Origin of the sequence: Alkalibacillus salilacus (assembly GCF_030812915.1) — a bacterium.
Classification (GTDB): domain Bacteria; phylum Bacillota; class Bacilli; order Bacillales; family Alkalibacillaceae; genus Alkalibacillus; species Alkalibacillus salilacus.
Map to the genome: position 1 here is coordinate 237108 of NZ_JAUSTQ010000004.1, position 17876 is coordinate 254983.

A 17876-nucleotide genomic window follows, 5' to 3' on the forward strand; every position below is an offset into this window, starting at 1 on the left:
TAACCGCTCCTCCTTCGATTTCTATTCTGACTCTAAATTCACACCGATGAACTTCAACTCCGTCATATCCTCAACAGCATATTTCACACCTTCTTTACCCATACCACTTTGTTTCACACCACCATAAGGGTGATTATCTCGCCTAAAGGTAGACATTTCGTTAATCCACACGCCGCCCATTTCTAATTGATCCGCAACGCGTAACGCTCGGTTGATATCTTTTGTAAACACACCTGCTTGTAAGCCATAAATCGAATCATTCGACATCTCGACGACTTCATCTTCAGTTTTAAAAGGGAGCACTGAAACGATCGGCGCAAAAACTTCATCCGCGATAATTTTCATGTCGTTTTGAACATCGGCCATCACCGTCGGCTCAAGCACAGTTCCTTTTTGTTTACCACCTGATAATATTTTTGCTCCCTTAGACACAGCATCATCGATCCACTGTTTTGCTCGTTCGGCCTCTTCTTCACTAATCATTGGACCTAAATCCGTTGTTTCATCGCTTGGATCACCGATGACTAACGCTTCAGTCATATTAACGAGTTGTCCAACAACATCATCAAAAATATCCTCTTGAATATATATTCTTTGAGCGGATATACAGATCTGACCTGAATAAGTAAAAGCCCCTTTAACTAACTTATTAACAGCTTGTTCAACGTTAGCATCTTCAAATATAATATTGGGTGAGTTAGACCCTAATTCGAGTGTTACTTTTTTAAACCCAGCGCTCTGACTGATCTCTTTTCCAACTGGTAAGCTTCCGGTGAATGAGATTTTTTCTAACTTTTCGTGTTTCGTTAATGGGCTCCCCACTTCACTTCCAGTCCCAATCACTAAGTTCAACACACCATCTGGAATACCCGCTTCTGAAAACAGCTTTGTCAATTTATAAGCAGTAGCAGGGGTTTTTTCAGCCGGTTTAAACACCACTGTGTTCCCAGCTGCAATGGCTGGTGCAATTTTGTGAAGAGACAAATTTAACGGAAAATTAAAAGGTGTAATGGCCCCGACTACCCCTAATGCCCTCCGTTTAACCATACCTAATCGATTCTCACCGCCATTCGCAGCATCCATTGGAATTAATTCACCCATGATATGTTTAGCCCATTCAGAGGAAAAGCGAAGGACCTGAATAGAGCGCTCAACTTCTGCTCGACTGCTCACAATCGGTTTTCCCGCTTCTTGCATAATCGTTTGTGCGAATTCCTCTTTTCGGTCTTCTAATAAATCAGCCGTTTTTCGCAAAATATCACTACGCTGATGGGCCGGCATGTGCTTCATTGTAGAATGAAACACATCAAAACTCCCATTTACTGCTTCATTTAAATCACTTTCATTCGCTAAGACGATTTCAGCAATCACTTCTTGATTAAAAGGATTGACCACTTCTTCAGTTTCGCGTTGACCTTCATTGATCTCACGCCCGTTAATAATTGATCCAATTCTCATCCATGTCACCCCTTATCGTCATTACTTACAAATAATCTCGCCCAGTTTCTCTGTTAATTTCATATTTTCACGATAATCAACCGGACAATCGATTAATACAGGTTTATTCAAATTTATCGCTTGTTTTAAAGTTGGTAATAACTCTTCCGTTTTTTGAATTTCAAACGCCTCAAAACCATATGATTTGGCTAAATCCACGTAATTAGGATTACCAAATTCAATATAAGACGCACGGTTAAACTTCTTCATCTGGTGCCATTCGATTAATCCATAGCCGTCGTCACGCCATAATAAAACGACAATTGGTAAATTAAGACGCACGGCCGTTTCTAATTCAGCACCTGTCATCAGAAAAGCTCCGTCTCCACAAACAGCTACAACATTTTTTTCTGGTTGAACCATCTTAGCCGAAATTGCACCTGGAACAGCCACTCCCATTGAAGCTAAACCATTCGAAATGAGGCACGTATTCGGTTCGGCTGTGTGAAACAGGCGTGCCATCCACATTTTGTGTGCACCAACGTCCGAGATAACGATATCATCATCATTCAGCGCTTCCCTTAAATCTGAAATAATCCTCTGTGGCTTAACAGGAAAACCAGAATCCTCTTCATAGTCCTTTAGTTCATTCATCGCGTTTTCTCGTACTTCTTTTGCCCAAGCGACATCGCGTTTGAGCTGAGGAAGGGCCTGTTTTATTTTAGATAGATTCTGCCCTATATCTCCGATCACGCTTGTTTTGACTGGATAGTAGGCGTCTGTTTCAGGATTCGTCGTATCAATATGAAGAATAGGCTTGTCCCCTTCAGGATTCCAATCTTTTGGTGAATACTCTGCTATGTCAAAGCCAATGGTGATAATTAAATCAGAAGCATTAAGACCACAAGTAATATAATCTTGACTGCCTAAACCAGCTGTCAGTAGACTTAAATCATGCGTCCAAGGTAAAGCCCCTTTCCCCATAAATGTGTGGACAACAGGAATCGACGTATGTTCGATGAATGTTCGTAAGACGTCAGAAGCTTTTCCACGAATAATCCCGTTCCCCGCTATAATAAGTGGGTTTTCCGCTAATTTAATTAGTTCAGCTGCCTCTTTTATCGTCTCTTCACTTGCACCCGAAAGTTTTGGCATTCGCACAGTTAATGGCTCAGCTTCATATTCTGCACTGGCAATATCCTCTGGAAGATCGAAATGCGTTGCACCCGGTTTTTCAGAACTAGCCACTTGAAACGCTTTTCGAATCACCTCAGGCACTATGTCAGGGGTTTTAATTTGAGCATTCCACTTTGTCACTGGCTCATAAATTTTGATTAAATCATAATACTGATGGCTAATTTTATGCTGTCTATTTAAACCTGCCTGGCCAGTGATTGCTACAATCGGATTCAAGTCCATATTCGAATTCGCAACCCCTGTCAGTAGATTCGTCGCACCAGGTCCTAAAGTCGCTAAACAGACACCAGGCTTACCGGTCAGGCGACCATAAATTCCGGCCATAAAAGCGGCACTAGTCTCATGACGAGTTACGATAAACTCGATATTGGAATCGTACAATGCATCCAATAAATCAATATTTTCCTCACCTGGTACACCGAAAATGTATTCAACTTCTTCTGCTTCCAAACAACGCACAATGGTTTCAGATACATTCATTAACTACATCACCCTTACTAAATATTTTTATGTGATTGAACGATATATTTCATCCAACGTTAAAACATGACCTTTATCGTCTTTATACATGATATATTCTCTTGTAAACTGAGTTGGTGATTCTAAGCCAGTCGCTGCTGCCAGTCGGTAAAGTCCCTTTCGCATCGAAATGACATAATTAGCCACGCGATGTTTCTTCTCATCTATTACCAAAGCCTTTTGCAGTTCTGGATCTGTTGTTGCGACACCTACTGGGCAAGCGTTTGATTCGCACTGTAAAGCTTGAATGCACCCCACTGTAATCATGAAAGCTCGAGCGATATTGACTAAATCCGCTCCCATTGCCAACGCTATCGCCACACGATCTGGGGAAAATAATTTACCTGAAGCAATGATCTTCACTTGATCCCTTACACCATACTGCACTAACGCTTCATTCATGAGTGGCAACGCAGATTTAATCGGCAACCCAACACTATCAGACAACTCTTGATAGGATGCTCCAGTTCCTCCCTCACCACCATCAACGGTAATAAAATCCGGTGAAATCCCTGTTTCCTTAATATTCTTCGCTAATTCATCGGCATCAAAGCGACTTCCAACGACAACTTTAATCCCTACAGGTTTTCCTGCATGCTCTCGAACTTCATCGATAAAATTTAAAAGTGAGGGAAAATCACTGTATTCCTCAAATCGATTAGGGCTATCAATGGATTGATACGGCTCGACCATTCGAATTCTAGCAATTTCCTCAGTGACCTTTTCTGCATCTATATGTCCACCACGCGTTTTGGCACCCTGTCCCATCTTAATCTCAAATGCCTTCACTTCAGGAATTTCACTTTTTTCTTTTAACGCCTCCCAGCTGAAATTCCCTTGACGGTCTCGAACACCGAATAAGCCCGGCCCAATTTGCATAATTAAGTCAACTCCACCTTTTAAATGGTAATCAGATATCCCGCCTTCACCAGTGTTAAGCCAAGTTCCTTTAGCAAGTCCTAACCCTTCAGACAATGCTGTAATAGCTCGGTCACCTAAGGATCCATAGCTCATGGCTGACATCCCAATTTGACCTTTGACCTTAAACGGATTTCTTGTATTAGGCCCGATCACAATCGAATCTTGTTCATCCAATAAATAAGCTAAGGATTGATCAGATTCCCATTCTTCTACTTTTTGCGTAAATAATGGCTCTTTAATTAGTAAGTAACGATTGGTTAGAGCTTCTGTCATCCGATCCATTTTCAATTCTTCTGTTAATCTTGGAAACATTGAATTTCGTATATAAAAGCCTTCTTCTTCAAAATCTCGTCTGGAGCCAAATCCTAATACATCACGCTTATATTTGGCTTTTTTAACGATGTTCTCATATTCCACACGCGAAAAAGGCTCCCCACCGTTATCACTATTAAATAAATAAGAGCGCAGTTCTGGTCCAATACTTTCTAGAAAATATCTCATCCTACCGATTAATGGATAATTACGTAAAATTGGGTGCTGCTTTTGCGTTCGATCGACTCTGATTAAATAAAATGCAATAACTGCAACAGCCAATAAAATAATCATTAATAATGCAAACCCAATAATCGTTAACACGTTAGCGATATTCATATGACTTCCTCCACTTTTTTTGAAATACCGACCCTACATAGTAATTTTTGCTTTTTCATTAAATTTATCCAACATAATTAAATGTTCGTTGAATTAAGGATCTAATATAAAAAAAGAACTGAGAGTTGATCTCAGTTCTTCCGTATCTATTCTGGAATGGATGGTAAATGTCCATTTAAATCTAAATGATCCTTCGATGCCAGTTTCTAATTTGCTTTGAATTTATGTCAGACATCGAATGTATTCTCATTTGTCCGAATTTTTCACTTCAAACGCATCCGATTTTTTCGAAGTTCTTTTCTTGAATTTGCAGTCTCATACAACCGATACTCTTCTTCTGTTTCCGGGATGACTCCAGGGACTTCAGTCGGATTCCGATCACGATCTACAGCCACCATCGATAAAAACGATTCTGTGGTCAGCACTTTTTTACCAAGTAATAAATTATCAGCAAATACTTTCACATAGACTTCCATTGATGTTCGTCCAGTACTAGTCACGATAGCTTCCAAAGTTAAAGCATCACCAACCTGAGCTGATGATATAAAATCGACTGAATCAATGGATGCTGTAACAACCACATTGCCAGAATGTTTCATCGCTGTTAACGCAGCAATTTCATCTATATAGGCTAACACTTTCCCACCAAAGATTGTATCCATATGATTCGTATCTGGTGGTAATACCAATCTTGTTTGAGACATTCTCGAATAACTTATAGGTAGTGGTTCCACACTATTTCTCCTCTCTTTCCCCATAAAAAATACACCTCCTAAAAGAAGGTGCACTTGGGCATTTAAGATTACATACAAATTTGTCCAGCAATCACTTGCTGGCTAGTCACATGTAACACCCTCCTATCTCCCGTAGGATCAAATGTTCTTTCCAATGGCAGGTCTCCTGACTCAGAATCATCTTCATATAGCCCTTCCCGTTCTATGAACAGTGGGATCCACCTATATGAATCATCTTTACAGTGGCGGGACCGTGCCGGAATTTCACCGGTCTTCCCTTTTCAGCTTTATCATAAAGCCACCATTGAACGCATTCAGTTTTCAATTCAAGGCTATGCCTTATCTTCTAATGTATATCTCTTTCAAACTTCTTGTCAATTGAATTTGTAAAAAAGAAGAAGTCAGGGGAATTACGGGGAAAGCTCAATTTTTTCTTCCTCCCCGTTATCCAAGTGATATCGGAACAATTCATAGGATTCTGACTGGTTCGCTTCGCTTTTCTCTTTCACATAATACAAAAGTGTGTTGTCTCTGCTGAGCTTTGCATGCTGTACGGAATCATTGATGCGAAGGCGGTCTCCTTCTTTTCCGGATGCACGGTCATACGATACCATGTCATACTCATACAAACCGTCTTCCCCGTAATTCATGATTGTCTGGTATAATAATTTATTTTGATCTTCCATCCACACCACTTCACTAATCGGGACTTCACTGTTTTTATTAGATATGACCTTCATCTCCTCCGGCTTTTCGATGTTCATTTCATAAATCCGTTCCACAGATTCAAACATCGAATCCGGCGTGGCATTTTCATAATCATCAGGCAACACCATGAGCATTCTTTTTCCGTTATCTGCTATGCTTAGCGAACTTGGTGAATACGTCTCAAATGACTGTATTTCTTCAAAATTACCATTCGGCTTCAACGTATATAAACCTGATGCGTAAGGCTTAAACCCTTCTTCCGGCTCCCCTTCCGTACTGAGATGGATGCCATTGATAATCCAGCGCATTTGTGCCGGGTCCTTCACGAGATCAGTAATAACACCACGTGCCTGCAAAACAGTTTCTATATCTCCACCTTCCGCGGAAATCGTATGAACATCGCTGTGTTCAAGCTGAAATTCTTGTTCACCCGGAGGAGCTTCTGGGTAACCGGTCGTTTCGATAACGGAAAAATCCCCGTTGTCGTTAAACACTGGACTCCACAGCTCCTTAGATTCTTCGGCCGTGTAGACTTCAATACGCTTTGCATCGGGACCCTTCACATACAATGTCTGCCTGCCGTCTGTTTCCATCACATATGCAATGCGTCCATCTGGTCCAATGTTGTATTCGCCGGTAAAATACGGCTCTGTGTTTTTACTGGATTCGACTATACCTCCTGCTACGGCAAAGCCGGCTATCACGACAATAATGAAACCGAATACAATAAGCATTCCTTTTTTATTCATTTGATCGCCTCCTTATTCAAACAACCCCATCACAGGTGGAACGATGAACGGCCAAAACATGTACGCCAGAATGAGAACAGTCAGAACCAGACTTCCAACCACCAGTTTCGGAAAACGAGAAAGCAACCGTATCTGAACCGTATAAAGCACTGCCCATAAGGCCATAGGAATAAACACATTTAACAAAATAGTAGCAGGAGCGCCAAATCCCATAGCCATAAGGTGAATATTCAATGCTGCCAGCCCACCCACGAGAGAGAGCGTAATATTGACAATATGGATCATTCGCCGGGACATTTTATGGTCCTTCTGGCGTTCATACGTCAACACGGTCCGGTACAGAAGATACAGGTTGAGCAGTAACATCAAAGGAAGCACCGGGCCTAAAAAATCATAATAAGTCCAAAATTGTCCTTGGGTAAGAAGAAAGATCAGATTGAAAACTAAACCTAGTGCAATCCAAAGCTTCCGGTTTACAGCAAAAGTGCGGTTCAATGCGAAAAACAATACAACCGAGTGAACAACCATCCCAACGAGAAGATACCAAAGGGCTGTCTGCTCCTGAACCAGCACCGTTATATATTTCCCGGATGTAAACAAAAAACTGACAAGAGCAAGTAGTAACAGCAACTCACGGCGGTACGGAAACATTGCCTGCTGCAAACCATCGCCGATATGCGCTTCTTTTCCGAACATTTTCATCGCCTCCTCCTCAGCTTCCTTTTCCGTTTTTCCCGCTTCCATTTCTTCATCACGTCGCATCAGAACGTGCGTCAACATTTCCTCATATAGATCATCCCGCTCGGAACGCTTGCAATCAGTCTGTGCGACAATCCGCTTCACATAAACCTCCAACTTACGTGTCATAAGATTTTCTAGCCTTATGAAGCAGACTATGAAGTGAAGCCCAATCTTTTTGCTTTCGCTCAAGTTCGGTTTCGCCTTCATTGGTCATCGTGTAATATTTCTTCCGTCTTTCACCTTCCGGAGCGCTCCAGTACGAAGTCACCCAGCCCTTGCGCTCCATCCGTTTTAGCGCTGGGTATAGCGTTCCTTCACTCATGCTGTAAGCTTCATCACTTAACCGTTTAAGCTTCTTCGTCATTTCGTACCCATACAAATCCCTTTCTGCAATCAACGACAACAGAATCAGATCAATGTTACCCTTCATCATTTCTTTATCCATAACCTATTCTTCCCTTTCGTTGGAATATAGTTACAGTATAAATTTTAATACATCGTATTACAAGGGTTCGTGCAAATTTCCATACGTTAAGATAAAAATATGAGAAATTGAATGTTGAATAAGGTTTCACTAATTAAAATCGTTCTTACAAATTGTTTTCATTTAGCAAGCTAGCAGGCAAGCATTATTTTAATTCTAAAAAAAGAGCTGACATCGTCTGTTACAACGACATCAGCTCTTCCTGTTTTCCTTCTCTATCCCTGCTCTTACCTGCAGGCCTCTATTCTTTTCTGGTAAGTTTCAGTTTCAAAAAGTAAATTTGAGTTCCAAATGGTAAGTTTGAGTTTGTGCCTTTGAAACTCAAACTTACCACGCCCAAATCACCCTTAACCCCTTGCCACAACAGCCCTTAACCCTTTTTTGTCTATTTTCCGATTTAACTCAAACTTACCACAAAATCGCCGATTTTCCATGTCGAAACATGTCGAGTGAATAGCCTGAAATGGAACTCAAAGTTACCAGGAATAGATGAGAAGAGGGCAGAGGGAAAAAGGAGTAAGGGATGACAATGGCAAGGTGATAGGGAAGCCATAGGGCTTATGAGATCGAAGGAGAAAAGGCGGTTGAGGATTAATTGAATGAGGCTTGAGATTAGACATGACAAGGGATGAAGCAGTTGAGATGATCTCTTGCGATGAAGCGGGAGAGAACACAAAAAAAGAACTGACATCGTCTATTAGAACGACATCAGCTCTTCCTTTGATCCTGCTTTTACCTGCAGGCCTCTACTCTCTTCTGGTAAGTTTCAGTTTCAAAAAGTAAATTTGAGTTCCAAATGGTAAGTTTGAGTTTTAGGGAGACAAAATTCTGTTAAGTTACGCAATAGTTCTTTCCTTTCGTAGCTTCAAACCCTCATTCTTTCGTTTGTTTTTCAAAAATTTTAACGTTAAAGTTCTTTCTTAATTCAGGTTGTTTTTGAAAGAATTTTCTAACTACCTGACGTTAAAGATCTTTCCTTTTATTTAAAATGCACCATAGGAGGAACCGATATAAATCTGTAACACATAATAAAAAACGGCTCGTAAAGCATTCGAGTCGTTTTGTTTATCATTTATTATATTCTTAACTGATAACTAAGGGTTACTTGTTCCACTTCTTGCCGAACAACATCTGAAATATCAGGTTTGAGAGCTGCCTTACGCATGATTTTCCATTCTTTTATTTCTTCATTTTCGTTGTCTAATTCTTTTGTCGCCCAATGAATCCGTCTAATTTGATATTCATCCACACTCTCCGTTACCTCTTCAAGATAGGCTTTGGTAAGTGGCATTTTGTCAATCTTTTTCTCAAGAAGTGGTAATTGCTGAAAAGCTTTGCCTAATATGGAGACCGTTAATCGAACAGGCTTTTCTTCATTTAACAGCGCTTCAACCGCACGTTCGAGTTCTTTTTTAATTTTACGATCTCTCTCATCCCAATCGACTCTTTCATTAATATAGACAACCTTTTTCTTCTCTGGTGAGTTTTCGTTCAACCACTCTTTATCATGTCGATATAAAAACGTGTAGGCGGCGTTATCCAATTTTCTCAGCTCTGTCTTGGATAACTCAGGATTTTCTTCCCTCAAAGCGATCCACCTTTGTTTGTAACCTAGTTCTTTTTCTAATTCGTCATTAAAGTTTGTAATTGGTGAAGGTTCTGGCTTTGAGTCTGCGTACTTAATTACCGTATTGGTATCTACACCTAAAAGACGTGCTGTTTCTCGATAGGACTTTTTATCCTTGTGTACATATTCTTCAAGTTTCTTCTGAAATACAGGACCAAAAGCCTTGATTCTCCCTCTTTTAAATTTGTCACTTTCTTTAGTGTCAGGTCCTCTTCTTGAATAGATAAAACCACAACCGCATTCAAAAGTTCCAACAAGCAATTTAGCTTTGCCGTCTCTAGTAATTTTCACTTCTTTTATAACAGGTTTTCCATAATGATTACTTGCCTTGTTTAAACATAAATAAGGTCCTTTTCCAAACGGATGATACATGTTTTTAGAATCATCTAAAACGGTCTCCAACGTTTCATCTAAAAACAAAATCATTAACAGATGTCGTATAGGATGAAAACCTTTTTTGTGTTTCCTTACGATATTTTTAAGCCAACAATGTGGGTTATCATAATCAACGCTTGACTGAAGGATTTCTAATAGTTCTTCACCAAAAAAGTGGATAAAATCATCGCTAAGTTTCTTATGATCCGTGTGACCTTTCACCGTTTTATACCCTTTTGATTGAAGTGTGGAATGATACTTCGATGCAAGTTCAGTTAGATTATAATCATATGAGGTTGTAGCAAGTTTTTGGCTTTCTTCTGCAATAACCTCTAACCACTTTCTTGTTTTATCATTTGCTTTTAATGTTTGATGGTTTTTCCCACAATTTTCAAGTGTAGCCTTGATATATTCGTGCTTATTCTTCTCCCTAATGAGAACCTTACTTTCAACAATCGGTTCATCATGTTCTAAACAGATAAAGACACTTGGTAGTTGATGAGTCATACGCCAGTAGGTCTCTCCATATGCTTCTAGATCCTCTTCTAAACATTTAGGACAAAAACGAAAGTAGGGAAACGGTTTGACATTGCTTGTTGTCATTCCTATCTTTGTTTGAATCGTAGTTTGACGTGTATCATTGACCATAGCATGATAAATATTTTCACGTTGTTTACGGGGTAAAAAGTTGGTGTAGTAATTATACAATGAATGTTTGTTGATCCAAGTATCCACTTTTGGACCATCGAAGTGTTTAATTTTTTCGTGAAGATGTCCCAAATAAGTTGGAAAGTCAGCCGTAGCATAGGCTGATTTTGTACCAAATAAGTCATTTACTGTATCTTTGATAACTGTGTTTCCTGACTGAACGTGATACCTTGCAAAAACACTGTACATTAGTTCATTTACGCGAATACTTGGAAAAAATCCGAGCATGCTTTCACCCCCCTTACACCGCCAACTCTTTCATTGGATTTTTAATATAACCATCATGATAAAGCGAATCATAAGCTGAAAAATGCTTTTTCTTACCCTTTTCAACCAACTTTTGAAGTTTGTTTGTTGATTTATTCTTGGACACTTTCTTTTTTGGTTTTTCATCTAACAATTCCATTGCTCTTTTGACAACTTCTTGTTTAGATGGATTCTTAAGTTCCTTTAAAACCTTTATAACAGTCTTTTCGGCTTTGGCAGGATCATAGTCTAAAGAAATTAAGGAACTAACAACGTTTTCTATAATGGAGAGTTCCTTTTCCTGACGCCTTTCTTCATGAGCCTCTTTTTTGACTTGAATTTTGGCTTTTAAATCAATTTGTGGCATTTGTTCTTTCAAGTAATCCTCAACATCCATCGGAATGATATCTTCATATTTTTCAATTTCGGAAATTAAACCAGATTTTAACGCCCTTAACATCGGCTGAACCAAACGCAATTCTTCTTTAGCAACTTTACGAATTAAAGCTGGTGTTATTTTCTCTTGACTTGTCCTTATGGCTCTTCCCTGGGAGAGCACAAACAGCTTCACCGCAATATCTACAATTCCTTGACTTTCTTCATAAAGGGTATCGTTTATTTCTGATGTTAATTCAGTGAAATTATTTGTCCATTGATACTCCCACATGGATTCAATCAAGATATCCCAATCATCATTTCTCTCCATCTGTTGCCAAACCATATCCCCTTGACCACTGCCACGTCTGGCTTGTCTAAAATCTCGTTGTAAAACAGTCCGTGCTTTCATCGTACCAATCATCATAACTGGTATTCCGATTTCATTAACCAGAGTGACAAAGAAATTCATCATTTTCTCTGACCCGTTATCTTTTGAGGTCAACAAATGCTGAATTTCATCAATAATTAAGGCACCTATACAGTGTAATCGTGAAATTTGTCCCATTCGTGTAATCATGGAACTGATTGAATTTCTCGGTTTACCGTATTTTTCGAAATAATTTGTTCCAATCAGGTTGTCAATCTTCGAAAAGAAATCCATGCAAAGCGATTTTAAAGACCCATCGTGTGGGCAATCTAACTTAAGCCACACAATTTGAATCACATTCATAGGATCTTTATGCACAATCATTTGTGGATAAAGGGACAAAATTCGTTCAATTGCTGTTGTTTTTCCTATTCCTGAATACCCCATGAGTGTAAAACTGGAAGCAAATGAGCGGATATCAGGGATATCCTTAATTGCCTTTCCTTCCAGTAGCCCTTTGTGGAATTCGTTTAACACTTCGGTATGGTTCTTTGCAAGGGGATTTCTCCCTGTATAACCATGACGAATGAATCGAGAAAAACGGTCTTGCAAATCTAAATGCTGCCTGACTGGTTGAAAGAACCGAGTCATTCCCATTAGCCCATGATAGCGATAGTGAGAAGAGAGTTCCCGTTCCTTCGGATCATAGTGCGGCTCATAGCTTAATTGATCAAATGCTTCTTCTTGGGATAAGATTGGTGGTAAACATTCAATTAAAGGATTGCCTCGATACATATCTATTTCCTGTTCTGTGTAGTGAGCAATCTGTGCTAATTTACCACTTTGCAAGGGAACAGTTTGATAAAGTTGTTTTTCACTCATTTATTCGCTTCCTTTCGTTTTCTAAACATGTCACGAACTGACGGTAATTCGTAATCTTCCTTCGTTTCCGAATTAGGTTCTTCAAATGGGACAACCACAGTTTCTTGATCGTTTGATTCTTCTAAAACAGCATCCAAATCGAAGACTTCTTTTTTACGATTAACTTCTTTTTCTGCTAAACGATTCTTTCGAATGTCACTTGTCTTTTGTCTCTTGCTAATTTCTTTCAGCGGTGTTTGTTTGGCATCCGCCTCTTTTATAGCTTCCTTTGCTATTTGTTCAATCGAACTTATAAAATTGACATTGTTCTCTAAACTCGTGTGTTTTTGTTTCTTATTATCCTGTCGTTCGCGTTTTAGTAGATCCTTAACTTCATCAAGTGATTTATTTTGATACCTTTCTTGATGGTCAAGAAGATAGCATGTTTCGTAAATCTTCTCGTTATCGTGGAGATAAATCTTAGATACATTGCGCGCATCATACGAAACCTTTACCCCCCAGCTCCCTTTTTGATTTGGTTTTGCAAGCGTAAACCACGATTCTTTAACTGCTGTTTCACAACTATATAGCATACCTTGAAATTTGATACCTCGATTTGTCACTCTAGCATCGTCTGTTGGCATAAGGTAAAAGCGAATGGTATTAGTTGGTGTAGTTTTTAATTTTCCAGCGCGATTGATAAGTCCCCAATTCCATAGTTCTTTTGGTGTTGGTTTAACACCTGCTGCAATCATTTCCTCTTCCCGAACATAACCTTCCATGTGATGATTGTTATTATAATGAAGCACGAATTGGATCATAATCTTGGTATATTGTTCAAGTGTCAATTTTGCCTTAAGGCGATAATCCTCTGCCCCACGTTCTCTAAAATCTTTATCAATATATCCTGGTAAAAACGGCTTGATTTGACTTTGGGACGTATCAAACATCTTTTCAACGATTCCTTTCCAATCAGGGCGAAAAGCAGGGTGGTTTTCTACTTTAACATTTAGTCCGTTGATGAGTGGTTCGACTTTATATCCTTCAAATTCGCCGTTATCTGCCAATATGATTTCAGGAAGATGCTCACATGCCCATTGGCTTTCCGAAATGGTAATACCAAATTTCCTACAATACTCCACTTTGTTTGCTACTGTGTTTTCTAACGCCATCATTGCACCAATCCAAGACGGTCCTTCAAGACCAATATACATACCTGTAATCATTCGGCTAAAAACATCAATTACAAAATAAATAATAGGTCTCCCAATAATCCAATCTGGATTGTAACTAGAAACTAGATAGACATCGCCAATCGTAGCATCAATTTGAAACCGAGAACCAGGTCCAAAGACTTCATATGTCGAAGAACCTAATACGGCACGATGATTACGTTCAAAATCTTTTTTACCCTGTCTTTTAACAATCGTCTCTTCAACACCAAACTCTTTTGCATACCAATACCGAAACATTCTTTCTGTTGGAACTTCTTCTTCATTTTTTAAGATGATTTTTAGAGCACCATCTTCATAATAACTATCAGATGCGTAATTCTCTTTAATCATCATTCGATAAGCATGAGCTAGAGAGTTCTTTTTTGAAGACAAAAAATAACGATAAATAGCATCTCTGATGTTTTTCTTGTCCTGTTCATGAAGGCTAAACTCTCCAGACTCTGTTTCAATTGTTTCACCTATTTTTCTATCCTTTCCTTTAGCACCTGAATGCCCATAATCTGGTGTTAAAGCATCAATTGTTTTTCCTCTTTGCCAATAACGCCTTAAATATTTGTATAATGAGATTCTACTAATGCCCGTTTGCTTAACTAGTTTTTTTACAATTTCTCCTCTTTTGTCTCTTTGGTAGAGATCAGGCTCTAGTTCTACCACGGATCTAATGGCATCCCAAGCATCATCTCGGTGCTTTTTCTGTTTTTCAGTAATCGACACATTAATAGCTGGATGCCCGTCAAAATCTTTTACTTTGACGAGTTCATCCGAAACAATTTGTTGCCTAATTTCATTAGTAGATTGGACAAAGGGAATAGCTTTTTCATCATAGACATCTATTAGGTAAGCTATGATTCCCCCTTCATCAATCCATAAAATGCGGTACGTTAGATCCGAATCTACTGCCTTTAAAACATCGTTAACCGACAGCGATATCATGTTCTGTTACGACACCCCTTTCGTTCAATGAGAACTCACTTAATGGCTTTTGAAGATTAAATTTTTGATACATATCAAACGAGAGCACTTTTTTACTAAAGAGATGTTTAAAGAAGTATAATGCCATGCCCTTGTTGAGATGGTATTCTTCTTCAAAAATCTTTGCAATTTCAGCCATACTGGTTGATTGATCATGGGTTCTTAACAGTTCAAGCATCACATCAACGAGATATTCTTCCTCTTCGTTTTCTAGGATACTTGCACCGTGAACCCAAATGATGTTTTTGATAAACTCAATCGGCATCTCCTTCTCGGTCACAATTCCCCAATCAATTCCCTTTCGCTCCCAATACTCACGTTCAATCTCGAATTTTTCAATCGTTCTTACATCATTTAACAATTGGCTAGGTTTAACTGTTCTTGCAACGTACTCAATGCTTCCGTCAACTTTCCTTGTAATCATAAAGTCTGTTGTGAGAACAATGGGTGTTCCTGTTTTTGAGTCAACAGGAGGTTTGATTCCTTTTTCCTCTGCAATGGCATAAGTCTCTTCTCGTTCCAATGGAAATTGCTCACGAATATCAATCACATCATTCGCCCATTCCAATAAATAAAAATAGTTTCTCTCCAAATCTGAAAACAAATGATGGATACGATTTGTTTTGTTCCCTTTGATTCGGTGAGACCTGCCATCCGATCGAACATCTTGAATGGTCAACCACGGATGGTAAGACGAAAACTCTCCACTTCCTCTAGCTTCTTTTATATATTTAGCAATCTTCTTTTCTGTCCACTCTAATTTTCGCTTTGGCATTTACTCACATCCTTTTCAAGTTTAGACATTATAAGCATATGGAGTTAAGCATTATATTTCACTAGCAATAAGCACCACTGCTGAAAATAAAGAAAATATATTTCTTACATTTTCCTTATTTCAAAAGTTGATAAAAAAATATTTTAGTTCATTTTCGATCCTTTTATTTTTAAATTAATTTATTTTTATAGAAAAATTATTGTTACATACATATAACTCATTTATTATTATTGACAAAAATTGTTATACATATACAACGGAAATTTGGGTGCTAATTATTATTCATGGAAAGTCGTGCAACAAAAAAGGAACTTGGATTAAATTCCAAATTCCTTTTACAAACATGTCTTATGATCTTCAACTAGAGCACTCGTTTCATTAAGAAGAAACTAAACCAAATAGCCCTAATATAGAATACAAAGTAAATCCGACACCGACGAAAATAATGATAAACCTTATAATCCATGGTAATTTAAGAGGAGGGAAAAATGCTATAATGCCAACTGCTAAGAATAAAACCCCTATAATTAAACTAATTAAGAATTCCAATTTACTCACTCCCCTACACAATCTTATATCTATTTACGGTTACCACTCCAAAACGTTTCGTTATTGAAGCATTCTGCTTCTATAACGTGAGAAGCAAATACTCTTGTTAAGCATTTGCACCCGTTAACGCAACAAGAAAAACATATTGGCGGATTTGGTTCAGAAGTACATAACTGCTCTTTAACACAATAGGAGTTGCCGTGACAACTCCTTGTTCAATATTTGCTCTCGTTTGTTGAAGAGTGCATTTAACTTTTTACGTTCTCAAACGTTACATCCTTAAATTGTATTTCATTTTCAACTATTTCAAACACAAATACAGCGTTCGTATTTAACCGTACAGGTGTTTTTGCTCCTACTGATTGTATCTTGCTTGAAATCAATATTTCCTCTTTGCCATCATCATCCGTTTCTGTAAAACTTACCTTAAATGGATTACTACTAATTCCACCCTTAATCGTTTTTATATATTCGTCATCAATTGTTACATTATTATTCTCAAATTCCAACAATTTCTCGTCTGTTTTTGCTCTTTCTTCACTTGTCAAAACATGGGTCACAGTTGTATTTGCAAAAGGAAGGCTAAACGTATCCTCTCCCTTTTCATATTCAATCGTATCTAATTCAAATTTTATGTCTGATGTCGAAAATACATTTTTAAGTTTTTGGTCATTATAAGTAAATATGTCTAATTTAGTTCCAGTTCCATGTACCGTAGGGAAATCATTTAAAACAGCAATTAAAGGCTGATTTCCCAAAGTATGCAACGAATAAGAAGGTTGAGGTACATTTGTATCATCATTATTTAATAAAGCCTCACCTACGTTCGAACCAATTACTGTTTGCAAATTATTAACACTTAATCGAATATCCCCATCATAAAACAAGGTTGCTGTATTCTCCGTTCCATCTTTAGCAGTAAAAGAGGTCTCACTTATTATTGTTTTTTCACCTTCAGTTGTGCTTTCATTTTCCGTTTCATTGTCCTCTTCCTTTTTTACTGTTGTATTTTCCTCGATTTCAGACGATTGAGTATTTTTTTCCTCTGTTTTCGTTTTCACTGTTTGCAGAACAACCAAATAATGTCATGCTCCCGATTATTAGCAAACTAATTAAGAATAGTTTCTTCATAGGTTGTTTTACCTCCTAATAGTTGTGAATAAATTTCATTATAAAGTCACTCCATATAGAATGACATAATCTTCTTTTCTCAATTTTTTGTTGTGCTAACCTGCTCCTTTAACACAATAAGAGCTGCCGTCATCGACAACTCCTTGTTCCACTCTTGCAACCTTTACTTTAATAAACCTTACCTTGTGAAAAACCAAATTAAAAAAAGAACAACAGCAATTGTAACCCAAATAATGACTTGTCTATTTTTTTTCAATTATAAAACCTCCTCGTAATACAAATAACCGAGTTGCTGAAACGACACTTATGTTTTTAAAGTATTGGAACAGTTAGCTCAATATCATTAAATAAAACTTAAAATAATAGTTATTACCAAACTTTGAGCTAATAAAATTGTGATTGATTTCTTGTCAAAGGCTTTTCCGTTATTGACAATTATCCTATGTCCTACAAAGTTAAAGATTAAAACAATTAAAAATGTAATAATAAAAGTGATTATTGCATTATCCAT

12 protein-coding genes and 1 riboswitch are annotated in these 17876 nt (G+C 38.1%); all 12 genes read right to left on the reverse strand.

The window, feature by feature from the left end:
* Positions 1-21: 21 nt before the first annotated feature.
* Positions 22-1458 (reverse strand): aldehyde dehydrogenase family protein, encoded by a 1437-nt coding sequence (locus J2S77_RS07110; protein ID WP_306975966.1) that lies wholly within the window; start codon positions 1456-1458, stop codon positions 22-24.
* 21 nt (positions 1459-1479) lie between these two features.
* The gene (locus tag J2S77_RS07115; protein WP_306975967.1) at positions 1480-3114 is read right to left on the reverse strand and encodes an acetolactate synthase large subunit; all 1635 of its coding nucleotides are present in this window, start codon (positions 3112-3114) and stop codon (positions 1480-1482) included.
* A gap of 27 nt (positions 3115-3141) precedes the next feature.
* Positions 3142-4725: an FMN-binding glutamate synthase family protein gene (locus tag J2S77_RS07120; RefSeq protein WP_306975968.1), complete on the reverse strand. Its 1584-nt coding sequence runs from the start codon at positions 4723-4725 to the stop codon at positions 3142-3144.
* Between the two features lie 263 nt (positions 4726-4988).
* Positions 4989-5483 (reverse strand): acyl-CoA thioesterase, encoded by a 495-nt coding sequence (locus J2S77_RS07125; protein ID WP_306975970.1) that lies wholly within the window; start codon positions 5481-5483, stop codon positions 4989-4991.
* Positions 5484-5598: 115 nt separating this feature from the next.
* A riboswitch (cobalamin riboswitch) is annotated at positions 5599-5780 on the reverse strand.
* Positions 5781-5869: 89 nt separating this feature from the next.
* Positions 5870-6916: a hypothetical protein gene (locus J2S77_RS07130; RefSeq protein WP_306975972.1), complete on the reverse strand. Its 1047-nt coding sequence runs from the start codon at positions 6914-6916 to the stop codon at positions 5870-5872.
* Between the two features lie 12 nt (positions 6917-6928).
* On the reverse strand, positions 6929-7759 hold the full coding sequence (locus tag J2S77_RS07135; protein ID WP_306975973.1) for a permease prefix domain 1-containing protein: 831 nt from the start codon (positions 7757-7759) through the stop codon (positions 6929-6931).
* 13 nt (positions 7760-7772) lie between these two features.
* Positions 7773-8102 carry a PadR family transcriptional regulator gene (locus J2S77_RS07140; RefSeq protein ID WP_306975975.1) on the reverse strand — a complete coding sequence of 110 codons (330 nt, stop codon included), beginning with the start codon at positions 8100-8102 and terminating at the stop codon, positions 7773-7775.
* Positions 8103-9216: 1114 nt separating this feature from the next.
* Positions 9217-11079, reverse strand: coding sequence for a TnsD family Tn7-like transposition protein (locus tag J2S77_RS07145; RefSeq protein ID WP_306975977.1), 1863 nt, complete (start codon positions 11077-11079; stop codon positions 9217-9219).
* Between the two features lie 13 nt (positions 11080-11092).
* Positions 11093-12724 (reverse strand): AAA family ATPase, encoded by a 1632-nt coding sequence (locus J2S77_RS07150; protein WP_306975979.1) that lies wholly within the window; start codon positions 12722-12724, stop codon positions 11093-11095.
* A complete protein-coding gene (locus J2S77_RS07155; RefSeq protein WP_306975980.1) occupies positions 12721-14871 on the reverse strand; it encodes a TnsB C-terminal domain-containing protein in 2151 nt (716 codons plus the stop codon). Before J2S77_RS07155 ends, J2S77_RS07150 begins: the two co-directional genes overlap by 4 nt.
* On the reverse strand, positions 14852-15685 hold the full coding sequence (locus J2S77_RS07160; protein ID WP_306975982.1) for a TnsA endonuclease N-terminal domain-containing protein: 834 nt from the start codon (positions 15683-15685) through the stop codon (positions 14852-14854). The genes J2S77_RS07155 and J2S77_RS07160 overlap by 20 nt, the downstream gene beginning before the upstream one ends.
* Positions 15686-16482: 797 nt before the next feature.
* The gene (locus J2S77_RS07165) at positions 16483-17313 is read right to left on the reverse strand and encodes a hypothetical protein (RefSeq protein ID WP_306975985.1); all 831 of its coding nucleotides are present in this window, start codon (positions 17311-17313) and stop codon (positions 16483-16485) included.
* Between the last annotated feature and the right edge of the window lie 563 nt (positions 17314-17876).